At 70.3% G+C, this 12,026-nt stretch carries 12 protein-coding genes; all 12 read right to left on the bottom strand.

The window, feature by feature from the left end:
- Positions 1–4: 4 nt before the first annotated feature.
- Positions 5–1,132 (bottom strand): polyprenyl synthetase family protein, encoded by a 1,128-nt coding sequence (locus tag FNV62_RS43450; RefSeq protein WP_079064752.1) that lies wholly within the window; start codon positions 1,130–1,132, stop codon positions 5–7.
- Entirely contained in the window at positions 1,132–2,547 is a 1,416-nt protein-coding gene (gene hpnE, locus FNV62_RS43445; protein WP_144316077.1) for a hydroxysqualene dehydroxylase HpnE, read from the bottom strand. The genes FNV62_RS43450 and hpnE overlap by 1 nt, the downstream gene beginning before the upstream one ends.
- Positions 2,544–2,675 (bottom strand): DUF6380 family protein, encoded by a 132-nt coding sequence (locus FNV62_RS58160; protein WP_225900914.1) that lies wholly within the window; start codon positions 2,673–2,675, stop codon positions 2,544–2,546. Before FNV62_RS58160 ends, hpnE begins: the two co-directional genes overlap by 4 nt.
- An 8-nt stretch (positions 2,676–2,683) precedes the next feature.
- The gene (gene hpnD, locus FNV62_RS43440) at positions 2,684–3,634 is read right to left on the bottom strand and encodes a presqualene diphosphate synthase HpnD (RefSeq protein ID WP_054232732.1); all 951 of its coding nucleotides are present in this window, start codon (positions 3,632–3,634) and stop codon (positions 2,684–2,686) included.
- Complete coding sequence (hpnC, locus tag FNV62_RS43435; RefSeq protein ID WP_144316076.1) at positions 3,631–4,533, bottom strand: squalene synthase HpnC; 903 nt, start codon at positions 4,531–4,533, stop codon at positions 3,631–3,633. The genes hpnD and hpnC overlap by 4 nt, the downstream gene beginning before the upstream one ends.
- Positions 4,534–4,891: 358 nt before the next feature.
- On the bottom strand, positions 4,892–5,752 hold the full coding sequence (locus FNV62_RS43430) for an ABC transporter ATP-binding protein (RefSeq protein ID WP_248282386.1): 861 nt from the start codon (positions 5,750–5,752) through the stop codon (positions 4,892–4,894).
- Positions 5,658–6,587 carry an ABC transporter permease gene (locus FNV62_RS43425; RefSeq protein WP_054232735.1) on the bottom strand — a complete coding sequence of 310 codons (930 nt, stop codon included), beginning with the start codon at positions 6,585–6,587 and terminating at the stop codon, positions 5,658–5,660. The genes FNV62_RS43430 and FNV62_RS43425 overlap by 95 nt, the downstream gene beginning before the upstream one ends.
- A 122-nt stretch (positions 6,588–6,709) precedes the next feature.
- Entirely contained in the window at positions 6,710–7,582 is an 873-nt protein-coding gene (locus FNV62_RS43420; protein WP_211180387.1) for a glycosyltransferase family 2 protein, read from the bottom strand.
- A gap of 8 nt (positions 7,583–7,590) precedes the next feature.
- A complete protein-coding gene (locus FNV62_RS43415) occupies positions 7,591–8,370 on the bottom strand; it encodes a CDP-alcohol phosphatidyltransferase family protein (RefSeq protein ID WP_097289361.1) in 780 nt (259 codons plus the stop codon).
- A complete protein-coding gene (locus FNV62_RS43410) occupies positions 8,348–9,409 on the bottom strand; it encodes an iron-containing alcohol dehydrogenase family protein (RefSeq protein ID WP_054232738.1) in 1,062 nt (353 codons plus the stop codon). Before FNV62_RS43410 ends, FNV62_RS43415 begins: the two co-directional genes overlap by 23 nt.
- Entirely contained in the window at positions 9,397–10,149 is a 753-nt protein-coding gene (locus FNV62_RS43405) for a sugar phosphate nucleotidyltransferase (protein WP_054232739.1), read from the bottom strand. Before FNV62_RS43405 ends, FNV62_RS43410 begins: the two co-directional genes overlap by 13 nt.
- Positions 10,146–11,939 (bottom strand): DUF5941 domain-containing protein, encoded by a 1,794-nt coding sequence (locus FNV62_RS43400; protein WP_143611609.1) that lies wholly within the window; start codon positions 11,937–11,939, stop codon positions 10,146–10,148. The genes FNV62_RS43405 and FNV62_RS43400 overlap by 4 nt, the downstream gene beginning before the upstream one ends.
- Positions 11,940–12,026: the final 87 nt, after the last annotated feature.

The following is a 12,026-nucleotide window of genomic DNA, read 5'->3' as shown; positions in this document are numbered from 1 at the left end:
GTGATCATCTCTTCCGTACGACGACGAAGTCGGCGAGCGCCACGAGCTGGGCCCGCACCTGGTCGGGCATCTCCACGGCGTCCAGGGCTTCGATGGCGATGGTGTGCTGGCGGCGTGCCTCCTGGGCGGTCCACTCGCGGCCGCCCGCCTCCTCGATGAGCGCGGCGCGCACGGCGAACTCCTCCTCGGAGAAGTTCTCGAAGTCGCTGGCCTTGGCGTCCTCGGCGAGCAGTTCACCGAGCCGCTCCGAGGCGGGCCCGCCCGCGGCGAGCGCCGCCACGACCGGCAGGGACTTCTTGCGCTGGCGCAGATCGCTCCAGGTCTGCTTGCCGGTGGCCTCCGGGTCGCCCCAGATGCCGAGGAGGTCGTCGACGGCCTGGAAGGCCAGGCCGAGGTGGTAGCCGTACTTCTCCAGCGTGTCCGCGGTGCGGTCGTCCGCGCCGCCGAGGACCGCACCGATGGAGCAGGCGCAGGCGAGCAGGGCGCCCGTCTTGTTGCCCTCCATCTCCAGGCACTCCTCGACGCTGACGCGGTCGCGGTGCTCGTAGGAGATGTCCTGGGCCTGGCCGTCGATGAGGGCACGGGTGGCGCTGGTCAGCCGGCGGGTGGCGCGGCCGGCCTCGACGGTGCCGAGTTCGAGGAGGATCTCGTTGGCCAGCGCGAACAGGGCGTCGCCGACGAGGATCGCCTGGGCGGGGCCGTGCACCTTCCAGACGGTGTCGCGGTGGCGGCGCTGTTCGTCGCCGTCCATCAGGTCGTCGTGCAACAGGGAGAAGTTGTGCACCAGCTCGACCGCGACCGCGCCGGGCACGCCGACCTCGGGGGCGGCACCGGCGGCCTGCGCGGACAGCACGGCCAGCGCGGGGCGTACGGCCTTGCCGCCGTCGCCGTCCGCGGGGTTGCCCTGGGCGTCGATCCAGCCGAAGTGGTAGGCGGCGACGGTGTCCATGGGCGACGCCAGGCGGTCGACGGCCGCCTTCAGCACCGGTGTGGCCAGGGTCCGGCCGCGCTCCAGGAGCGCGGTCACGTCCACCGCGTCGGCAGCCTTGTCGGCCGGGGGCACAGTGGGCACAGTCTCTCCTCTTGTTGCGGTACCGGGGGTGCGGGGGTCTGCCGCGCGCTCGTCGAGCATCAGGCCGCCTCCTCGAACGCGAGGAGGTGGTCGCGGGGCCGGCCCAGGGCGCCCAGTGCGGCTCGCGCCGCACCGGCGCCGCTGCGGACCGCACTCTCCATGGTCGCGGGCCACCCGGTGGCGGTCCACGCGCCGGCCAGATACAGGCCGGGGGCTCTGGTGCGAGCGCCGGGCCGCAGCCGCCCGACGCCTGGGGTGGGGGCGAACGTCGCGGTGCGCTCCCTGGTCACGAAGAAGTCCTTCACCTCCGCGCCGCGCGCGATGGGCAGCAGCCGCTCCAGCTCCGGCAGATAGCGCTCGCGCAGAACGGCGACGGGTTCGTCGATCTCGTCCTGGGCGGCCGACTGCGACAGGGCGAGGTACTGCCCTTCCCGCAGTCCGGACGCGTCGGTGCGGTCGAAGACCCACTGCACCGGGGAGCCGAGGGCGGCGAAGAACGGTCGCGCGAGCACCTTCCGGTCGTAGACGACGTGGACGTTGAGGATCGGTGCGGTGCCGATCTCCAGCAGCCGTTCGGGGGCGTCGAGCGCTCCCGCGGGCAGCAGATCGTGGGCCTCGCGCTGGGGTACGGCGAGGACGACGGTGTCGGCGTCGAGCGTCTCGCCGGGAACCTGAACGCTCCAACGCCCGTTCTCGTTAAGGGAGATGGAGGTGACGCGTGTACGGACTTCGGTACGCACGCCCGCGGAGTCGAGCGCCTTGCGGGCCAGGGTGTCGTGCAGTTCGCCCAGCGGGACGCGTGCCCAGCCGATGTCGGCCGCGCCCGGGTCGGACAGCAGACCGGTCTTGAACACCATCGCGGCGAGCCCGAGCGAGGAGTCGCCGGCCACCGCGTTGAGGGTGGCGACCCCCACCAGGTCCCACAGTGCCTCGACGGCACGCTCCGACTGACCGTGCTCGGCGAGCCATTGGCCGAAGTTCTGGTCGTCGAGGGCGGGATCGTCGAGATCGAGCGCTTTGAGCGCCAGTGCGGCACGGCCGACCTTGGCGCGCTCCGCGAGCGACAGATGCTGATAGGTCGCCAGGCTGCGCGCGAGATGCAGAGGTACGGGCAGCGCGCTGCGGCCGATTCTGCCGAGCCGCCGCCCGGGTTTCGCCTCGGCGTCGAGAACGGGCACGTCGAGACGATCCTGCAGGGGCGCGAGCGAGGCCCCCTCGATGCGGTCGAGGAACCACCGGTAGGCGGTGCAGCAGCGCAGATACACATGCTGTCCGTTGTCCACGGTGAGTTCGCCGCGCTGGAAGGAGAAGGCGAGCCCGCCGAGCCGCGGCCGGCCTTCGAGCAGGGTGACACGCACCCCGGCGTCGGCCAGTGCGAGCGCGGCGGTGATTCCGGCCAGGCCACCGCCGACCACTACGGCGCCGGCCCCTTCCGGGCGGCCCGAAGCCCCCGTGGGCTGCGTGTCCTCGCTCATCGTGCACCCTCCCCAGCGGCCGTGCCGCGGTGATTGAACGGTGCACGGCAGGCCATCGCAGTCAGGGACGCCACCCGGTGCCGGAGGGTTGCGTGCCGCTTTTCGCCGGTGGAATCACCTTGGCCCATATTGTCCATCAGGTACGCCTCCTGACGGTACGCCGGGAGACATGCCGGGCGTCCAGACCGGAGAGGCCGCGCACGGCGACGTACGCCTTCTCGCGCCCCGGCAGCGAGACGCGGCCACGCAGCACGGCCTCCGGCTCGCGCTCGATGCGGTCGAGAAGCCGCCGGTAGATGCCGGCCATGGCCGCGACACAGGCGCCGCTGCGCCGGTCGAGCATGGGCAGCAGCCGGTAGCCCTCGGCGAAAAGGGTGCGGGCCCGTCGCACTTCGAAGTGGACGAGGCCCGCGAAGTCGGAGCCCTCGGGCGGGGTCGGGCCGTTGAACCCGGCCGAGCAGCCGAACTTCGCGAGGTCGTCGGCGGGCAGATAGGTACGCCCGCCCGCGGCGTCCTCCCGTACGTCCCTGAGGATGTTGGTGAGCTGGAGCGCGAGCCCGAGCGTGTCCGCATACTCCGGCGCGCGCTCGGCGCCGCGCGCCCCCGGTTCCGTACCGAACACGCCGAGCGAGAGCCGCCCGATCGCCCCGGCCACGCACCGGCAGTACACCTTCAGGTCGTCCCAGGTCTCGTACGTCTCACCGCGTACGTCCATCAGGACGCCGTCGATGAGTTCGTCGAGGCCGCCCAGCGGCACCGGGAAGTACGCGGCGGTGTGGCTGAGGGCGACCGCGACCGGGTCGGTGTCGTCCTCGTCGACCCGGCCCTCGCGGATCCGGGCGAGCAGAGCCCGGGTGTCCTCGAGCCGTGCCGCCTTCACATCCGTTGCCAGCGCGCCGTCGCCGATGTCGTCGACACGCCGTGAGAACGCGTAGAGCGCCGACATCGCACGACGCTTGGGCGTCGGCAGAAGTCTGATGCCATAGGCGAAATTACGAGCCTGCTGACCGGTCACTGCCTCGCAGTAGCTGTAAGCGGCGAGTACCGGTGCGGACACGTGTTGTTCCGACTCCACGGTCCGGATCACCCCTCTCCTCGCAGAGTCACTCCCACCTCGCGCAGCAACTGGAGCTTGCCGGGCTTGGGCGGGCCGGGAAGTACGTCGTATTCGGCGGCGGCGATCGCGCGGATCGCCGCCCTTCCCCCTGCCACGAACCCCGCGAGCAGCAGCTTCAACCTGCCGTGGACGCTACCCACGAGGGGGGTGCCTTCATTCAGGAGGTGGAGCGCGCGTTCTGCTTCGTATGCAACCAGCGCGCGCACCGATGCGCCCGCTGTGGCCGTGGCGAGATCCGCCTCCTGGACATGGAAGCGCTTCATGTCCTCGGCCGGCAGGTAGATGCGGTCGCGGCCGAGGTCCTCGGCGACGTCCTGGAGGTGCTCGACGATCTGCAGCGCCGTGCACACCGAGTCCGAGCGGCGGATCCGCTCGGGCGTGGAGGTGCCGGTGACGGACAGCACCAGGCGGCCGACGGGATTGGCGGACAGCTCGCAGTAGGCCACGAGATCGTCATAGGTCTCGTAGCGCCTGATCAGCTGGTCCTGGCGGTTGGCGGCGATCAGCCCGAGGAAGGGTTCGGGGGTGAGGTCCGCGCGGCGGACCGTGGGCTGCAGGCGGCGCAGCAGCGGGTGGTGCGGCGTCGAGTCGAACACGCGGCGCAGGTCGGCTTCGAAGGCGTCCAGGAGTACGAGACGGTCCTCGGCCTCTTCGGGCGACACGCCGAGCAGCCTGGCGTCCGCGCCGCCCGGGGCGAGGTCGCCGTCGCCGATGTCGTCGACGAGGCGGGCGAAGCCGTAGACGGCCATCAGGTCGTCGCGCCAGGCCTGGGGCAGGAAGAAGGGTGCCACGGGGAAGTTCTCGCCCGCGGCCTTGTCGAGCGTTCCGCGCTCCGTATCACCAGTGCGCGCCGTACCGGCTTGGGTCACCGCTCGCCGCCCGGCGCGGGGACGGCACACGCGTCGCGGAGCTGGAGAGTTTCCGTAGCCATTGCCGTCACATCTCCCGTTCTACACTGCCGACCCAATAGTGCCCTTTTCGGACACGCCGCCCGGGACTCCGCGCGGCGCGCCGGTGCCGGGTGTCGCGCAGTATCGCCCCACTTGCCGCGATTCAGCACCGGTACAGCTTACGTTGTACAACGCAGCAAGGTTCGTCGGGGTGTCCTGCACATCACAACAACACACCGATTGGTGTCAAGATTCCTAAGGCCAGCAGGAGTTGGCGTTTCCTTTGCAGACGCAGGGCCCCGCCGAATCGTTGCGGCGGGGCCCTGCGTACTGCGAGCTACTTGCCCGTGAACTTCTCGTACTCCTTGAGGACCTCTTCGGTCGGACCGTCCATCCGCAGCTCACCGCGCTCCAGCCAGAGCACGCGGTCGCAGGTGTCCCGGATCGACTTGTTGTTGTGGCTGACCAGAAACACCGTGCCCGCGCTCTTGCGCAGCTCCCGAATCCGCTCCTCGGAGCGCTTCTGGAAGGAGCGGTCTCCGGTGGCGAGAGCCTCGTCGATCATGAGGACGTCGTGGTCCTTGGCGGCCGCGATGGAGAAGCGCAGCCGCGCCGCCATCCCGGAGGAGTAGGTGCGCATCGGCAGGGTGATGAAGTCGCCCTTCTCGTTGATGCCCGAGAAGTCGACGATCTCCTGGTAGCGCTCCCTGATCTGCTCGCGGGACATGCCCATCGCGAGCCCGCCCAATATGACGTTGCGTTCGCCCGTGAGGTCGTTCATCAGGGCCGCGTTCACGCCGAGCAGCGAGGGCTGGCCGTCGGTGTAGACCTTGCCCTTCTCGGCGGGCAGCAGACCGGCGATGGCACGCAGGAGCGTGGACTTGCCGGATCCGTTGGAGCCGATCAGGCCGATGGCCTCGCCGCGGTAGGCGGTGAAGGAGACGCCCTTGACGGCGTGCACCTTGCGTACGCCCCGCTCCTCGCCGCGCTTGATGATGCGGCTGAGGGCGGCGGTGGCGCTGCCCTTGCCGGTCTTGGCGCCGTTCACGCGGTAGACGATGTGCAGCTCGTCCGCGATCACGGTCGGGATGTGGGATGTCTGCTCAGCCACGGCCGTACCTCTCTTCCGCCTTCCAGAAGTACACGAACCCGCCGGCGGCGACGACCACGGCCCAGAAGGTGGCGATGACCCACACATGGGGCGGCAGGTGCGAGGCGCCGTAGCCGTCGATGAGGGCGAAGCGCATCAGGTCCATGTAGATCGCGGCCGGGTTCACCTGGAGCGCGCGGATGAACCACTCGGGCCGTCCGACGAGCATGTTGCTGATGGAGAACATGACGCCCGAGGTGTACATCCAGGTGCGCAGGATGAACGGCATCAGCTGGGCGAGGTCCGGCGTCTTGGCGCCCATGCGCGCCACGATCAGCGCGAGGCCGGTGTTGAAGAGGAACTGCAGCACCAGCACCGGGACGATCAGCAGCCAGGACAGAGCCGGCGCGCTGCCGAAACCGATCACCACGACGAAGAGCACGATCATCGAGAACAGCAGCTGCTGGAGCTGCTGGAGCGCGAAGGAGATGGGCAGCGAGGCGCGCGGGAAGTGCAGCGCGCGCACCAGCCCCAGGTTGCCCGAGATCGCTCGGACGCCCGCCATGATCGAGCTCTGCGTGAAGGTGAAGACGAACACACCGGTCACCAGGAACGGGATGTAGGTGTCGTGCGACATGCCCCGGCTGGCCTTGAGGATCACGCCGAAGATGAAGTAGTACACGGCCGCGTTCAGCAGCGGCGTCGCCACCTGCCACAGCTGGCCGAGCTTGGCCTGGCTGTACTGCGCGGTGAGTTTCGCCTGCGAGAAGGCGAGGATGAAGTGCCGCCGCCCCCACAGCTGACGCACGTACTCGACGAGTCCGGGCCGCGCGCCGCTGACCGCGAGCCCGTACTTGGCGGCGATGTCGGCCGCGGAGAGCCCGTCATCGGGGGACGGCCGGTCGCTCACTGCGACAGCTCCGTCATGCGTTGTCTCACTCACAAATGGAAACTTTCGTCTTCATGATGCGCACGGCCTGGTCGGGCGGGGGCTGAGGGCACGGGACACCGGAGTACGGCGAACGTGCTCCCGGGAACGAGCTTGTCAGATGGCGTAGCCGCTTGTCAGATGACAGGAGGACGACCTAGGCGGCTCAGCCGCCACACCGTACGCCACTTCATGGGACGCCGGGGTCCGCAGGGACTGGTCCAGCCCTCCTTGAAACCGCCGAACCACGCCTTCAGGGCAGGTCCCGAGGGGCGACGGGCCAGGGTCAGGAGCATCCAGACCCCGAGGTAGACGGGGACGAGCGGCGCGGGAAGGTTTCGGCGCGCGAGCCAGACGCGGTTGCGGGCCACCATGCGGTGGTACACCGCGTGCCGCGAAGGGGCGGTCGTGGGGTGGTACAGCACCATGTCGGACCGGTAGTCGATCATCCAGCCCGCGTCGAGGGCCCGCCATGCCAGGTCGGTTTCCTCGTGGGCGTAGAAGAACTCGTCCGGAAGTCCGCCGACCTCGGCGAAGACCTTCGTACGGACCGCGTTGGCGCCACCGAGGAAGGTGGTGACGCGCGAGGAGCGCATCGGGTCTGAGGCGCGCAGCCGCGGTACGTGGCGGCGCTGGGTCTCCTTGGTCTCGGGGTCCGCGATCCGGAAGCTGATGATGCCGAGCTCGGGGTCGGCGGCGAAGGCCCGGCGGCACAGCTCGGCGGTGTCGTGGTTGGCGAGGAGGCCGTCGTCGTCGAGGAAGAGCAGGATGTCGACGTCCGTGCCACCGGGGCCGAACGCCTCGATGCCCACGTTGCGGCCGCCGGGAATGCCGAGGTTCTCGGGCAGCTCTACGGTGCGCACGCCGTCGGGGACGTCCGGGACGGGCGAGCCGTTGCCGACCACGACCACCTCGACCCGGTCGCCGTCCTGCTTGGCGACGGAGTCCAGCAGGGCTCGGAGCTCGTCGGGGCGGTTGCCCATGGTGATGATGACCGCGCCGACCTTCATCGCCGTACTCACTTCAGCCTGCTGGAGGCGAGGATGGACACGAGGTGCAGCACGGTCTGGAGGAGGGCGATGCCGGCCAGGACCGCGACGCCGAGGCGGGTGAAGAACAGGTCGCCGCGCACCGCGTCCACGATGGCCAGCACCAGGATCAGCAGGGACGCCTCGATACCGAGCACGAGCCGGTGGAACTTCAGCGCGGCGGCGGCCCTGCGGGCCAGTGCCATGCCGGACGAGCGCGGCTCGGACGCCGACTCCTTGACCGGCGGCAGGCCGCCCTGGTGGCGGGCGACGCCGACGAGGTCGGTCTCGGCCTTGATCAGGATCGCGCCGAGGGCCGCCAGGGTGCCGAGGAAGGCCCAGAGCCAGTCGATCCGCCCGGAACCCCAGGGATCGGCGGCGCGCAGGCCGAAGCCCACGAGCACCGCGGCGTCGGTCAGATAGGCACCGACCCGGTCCAGGTAGACCCCGCCGAGCGAGAACTGCTTCTTCCAGCGCGCTATCTCACCGTCGACACAGTCGAGCAGCAGGTAGAGCTGGACCATGAGCACGCCGAGCACGGCGCCCGGGATCCCCGGCACCAGCAGGGCCGGGGCGGCGAGCACGCCGAAGACAGTCATCAGGTACGTGAGCTGGTTGGGCGTGATCCTGGTGTTCACCAGGTAGCGGTCGCAGCGCAGCGAGACCTCTCGCATGTACAGGCGTCCCGCCCAATGCTCACCGCTGCGCCGGTCCTTCACCCCTGCGGGATGAACGACGGGGCGGAGTTCAGCTACTGATGGCCTTGGCATAGTCGGAGTAGATGTCCTTGATCTGGTTGGGTTTCAGGTCGAGGTGTTCGAGGATCGTGTAGCGGCCCGGCCGGGTCTGCGGAGCGAACTCCACGACCTGCACGAACTCGTCCACGGTGAACCCGATCTCCTCGGGCAGTACCGGCAGCCCGTGCCGGCGCAGCACCTCGGCCGTGTACGCCGACTCCTCGTGCGCCCCCCGCAGGTACATCGCGAAGGCCGCGCCCAGGCCGCACTGCTCGCCGTGGCTCGCCGCGCGCTTGGGGAAGAGGAGGTCGAAGGCGTGGTTGATCTCGTGGCAGGAGCCCGAGGCGGGCCGTGAGTCGCCCGAGATCGACATCGCGATGCCGGTGAGGACCAGCGCCTCGGCCAGCACCTGGAGGAAGTCGTTGTCCCCGATGCCGCCCGGGTGCCGCAGCACCGCCTCGCCAGCCTGGCGGGCCATCGCGGAGGCGAGGCCGTCGATCTTCTCGCCGTTGACGCGGTTGGAGAGTTCCCAGTCCGCGATCGAGTTGATGTTGGAGATCGCGTCGCCGATGCCGGCGCGCACGAAGCGCGCCGGTGCCTCGCGGATCACATCGAGGTCGATGACGACCGCGATCGGGTTCGGCACACCGTAGGAGCCACGGCCCGCGTCGTTGTCGAGGGTCGCGACGGGCGAGCACAGGCCGTCGTGCGCGAGGTTGGTGGGCACGGCGACCAGCGGGAGACCGACGCGCGCCGCGGCGAACTTCGCACAGTCGATGATCTTGCCGCCGCCCAGGCCCACGACCGCGTCGTAGTGGCCGGCCTTGATGGCACCGGCCAGCCGGATCGCGTCGTCGAGGGCGCCGCCGCCGACCTCGTACCAGGTGGCGCCGGGCAGGGCCGGGGCGATCCGCTCGCGCAGCTTCGCGCCGGAGCCGTTGCTCACGGCGACGGCCAGCTTCCCGGAGTGCGAGATCCGCTGGTCGGAGAGCACGCTCGCCAGGTCGTCCAGGGCGCCCGGACGGATGTCGACGACGACCGGGGAGGGGATGAGCCTTGTCAGTACTGGCACGCGATCTCCCGTCCCTTGGCGAGGTCGTCGTGGTTGTCGATCTCGACCCACTTGACGTCACCGATCGGCGCCACGTCGATCGTGAAGCCGCGGTTGACCAGCTCCTGGTAGCCGTGCTCGTAGAACTGCTGCGGGTCCGTCTCCCACACCGTCTTCAGGGCGTCGGCCAGGTCGGCCGCGGCGTCGCCCTCGATGAGGGTGACGCCGATGTACTCGCCGGTGGCCTCGGCGGGCTCCATCAGCTTGGTGATCTTCCGGACGCCCTTGTCGGGGTCCACGACGACCTTCATCTCCTCGTCGGCGAGCTTCTTCACCGTGTCGAGGGCGAGGATGATCCGCTTGCCGTCGCCGCGGGCGGCCAGCAGCGTCTTCTCGACGGAGACCGGGTGCACGGTGTCGCCGTTGGCGAGGATCACACCGTCCTTGAGGGCGTCACGGCCGCACCACAGGGAGTAGGCGTTGTTCCACTCCTCGGCCTTGTCGTTGTCGATGAGGGTGATCTTGAGGCCGTACTTGGCCTCCAGGGCGTCCTTGCGGTCGTACACGGCTTCCTTGCGGTAGCCGACGATGATCCCGACCTCGGTCAGACCGATCTCGGCGAAGTTGCCGAGGGTCAGGTCCAGGACCGTGATGCTGTCCTCCATGCCCTCGGGTCCCACCGGCACGAGAGCCTTTGGGAGGCTGTCGGTGTAGGGACGCAGACGCCGTCCGGCGCCGGCCGCCAGCACGAGGCCGATCATGCGGGTTCTCCTTCATCGTGTACGGCGGGGGCCCCGGAGGACACCCAGAAGCGGATGCTCTCCACGAGCACCAGCAGCGCCACGGCCACGGCGAGCGCCGTGAGCGCGACCTTGAACTGTGCGGCGGTGAGCAGCGCGGCCAGGACGGTGACCAGCAGCGTCCTGCCTTCGTGCCCGCCGATCGCCCGCACCAGCCAGTGCGGGGGGGCTCCGGCGTTGCCGCGGATGCGGTACACCGTGTCGTAGTGATGGTAGGCGACGGCGGCCACCAGGCCGAAAGCCGCGGGTAGCACTCCGTTCACATCGGCTTTGGCCGCCAGTACCAGAACGGTGAGGTATTCGGCGGCGCGGAAGAAGGGGGGCACCAGCCAGTCGAGGGCGCCCTTGAGGGGGCGGACGACGGCGAGGGCGGACAGGAGCACGTAGCCGACGGCGCACAGGACGGTCTGCCAGCCCGCGCCCCAGAGCAGGGCCGAGGTCACCACGAGGACGCCGCCGACGGCGGCACTGACGGGCGCCGCGACACGGACCGTGCCGCGCGCGAGGCGCGCCAGCGGTTCGACGAGCGGTCCGCTGTCCGCGAGATCCGCCAGCGCCTGCGCCGCCCGGTCCGTGCGCCGGGCCTTGCGGGTGAGCGAGCGCAGTACGCGGCCCGCAGTGGTGTACGTCGCGGCGAACGCGCAGCCGACGAGCAGCACGTAGAAGGTGATGCGGGGGGTCGTCAGCGCCGTGAGGACGGCGATCATCGCCCATCGTTCGCCGATGGGCAGGACTATCATCCGGCGCACCCAGACCGTCCAGCCGACGCTGTCGAGCTTGTCCGAGAGTGCGGCGGTGGGGCTGGTGTTGGCGGTGGCGTCGTGGTTCGCCTCGTTGAAGGAGAAGTCCACGACGTGCCGGCAGGTCTGGAGGATCATCGCGCCGAGCGCCAGGGCCCATACGTCGTCGCCGCCGCGGGCGGCTCCGAGGGCGAGGCCCGCGTAGTAGGCGTACTCCTTGGCGCGGTCGAAGGTCGCGTCCAGCCAGGCGCCGAGTGTCGAGTACTGGAGCGAGTAGCGGGCGAGCTGCCCGTCCGTGCAGTCCAGGACGAAGGAGAACAGGAGCAGCAGCCCGGCCGCGACGAATCCGGCGCGGGTGCCGGTGGCGGCGCAGCCCGCGGCGATCAGCGCGGTGAGCAGGGAGGCGGTGGTGACCTGGTTCGGGGTCAGGCCGCGACGGGCGCACCAGCGGGCGATGTAGCGCGAGTACGGGCTGATGCAGTACGTGGTGAAGAAGCCGTCGCGGGCCTTGACGGCGCTGCGCAGGCGTACGGCCTCGTCGTCCACGGCGGACACGGCCTGCCGGGCCTCGTTGCGCTCCTGCGGGTCGGTGGGGACCGCGGCGACGAGCGTGCCGAGTTCGGGGCGGAACACGGCGACGCCGTCCGCGTCGAGGGCCGCGGTGAGCCGCTCGGCGAGGTTGTCGGTGGCGACGGCGAGGCCGCCGGCGGCGGAGCTCTCACGGGCCACGGCACGGGTCAGCGCCCGGCGGGCCTCGGGCTGTACCGATACCGCGCCGGGCACTGCGGAGGCCGCGAACCGTGGGTCCGTGAGGCCGAGGCGCAGTGCGTGCAGGTGCCCCACGAAGCGGGCGTCGACGACGGCGACCCGCTGGTCCGCCGGTACGGCGGCCAGCAGCGTCTCGGCGTCACCGGCTTCGCCGGCGAGCCGCACGTCGAAGCCGAGCGACCGCAGATCGCTCTCGAGCGACGATCCGGGGACCGGCTGGCCGGTGAGGATGGCGGTCGACAGCGAACTCACTCCCTGGGTGCCGACGCGGCCTTGCGCCGGGCGTGTACGTGGTGGGAAGGCCCCGGCCCCAGGCCCGAGGGGGCTCAG

The sequence above is a fragment of the Streptomyces sp. RLB3-17 genome (assembly GCF_007113425.2).
Taxonomy (GTDB): domain Bacteria; phylum Actinomycetota; class Actinomycetes; order Streptomycetales; family Streptomycetaceae; genus Streptomyces; species Streptomyces mirabilis_D.
The sequence above is the reverse complement of the archived record's forward strand: the minus strand, read 5'-3'. Positions and strand labels throughout refer to the sequence as shown.

What these genes read in the sequence shown, in the direction of transcription:
- FNV62_RS58160 (WP_225900914.1), bottom strand. Translation starts at nt 2,675, where the DNA reads ATGGGCCAAGGTGATTCCACCGGCGAAAAGCGGCACGCAACCCTCCGG.
- FNV62_RS43415 (WP_097289361.1), bottom strand. Translation starts at nt 8,370, where the DNA reads ATGCCAAGGCCATCAGTAGCTGAACTCCGCCCCGTCGTTCATCCCGCA.
- FNV62_RS43420 (WP_211180387.1), bottom strand. Translation starts at nt 7,582, where the DNA reads ATGAAGGTCGGCGCGGTCATCATCACCATGGGCAACCGCCCCGACGAG.
- FNV62_RS43430 (WP_248282386.1), bottom strand. Translation starts at nt 5,752, where the DNA reads ATGTGTGGGTCATCGCCACCTTCTGGGCCGTGGTCGTCGCCGCCGGCG.
- FNV62_RS43450 (WP_079064752.1), bottom strand. Translation starts at nt 1,132, where the DNA reads ATGCTCGACGAGCGCGCGGCAGACCCCCGCACCCCCGGTACCGCAACA.
- FNV62_RS43405 (WP_054232739.1), bottom strand. Translation starts at nt 10,149, where the DNA reads ATGATCGGCCTCGTGCTGGCGGCCGGCGCCGGACGGCGTCTGCGTCCC.
- hpnE (WP_144316077.1), bottom strand. Translation starts at nt 2,547, where the DNA reads ATGAGCGAGGACACGCAGCCCACGGGGGCTTCGGGCCGCCCGGAAGGG.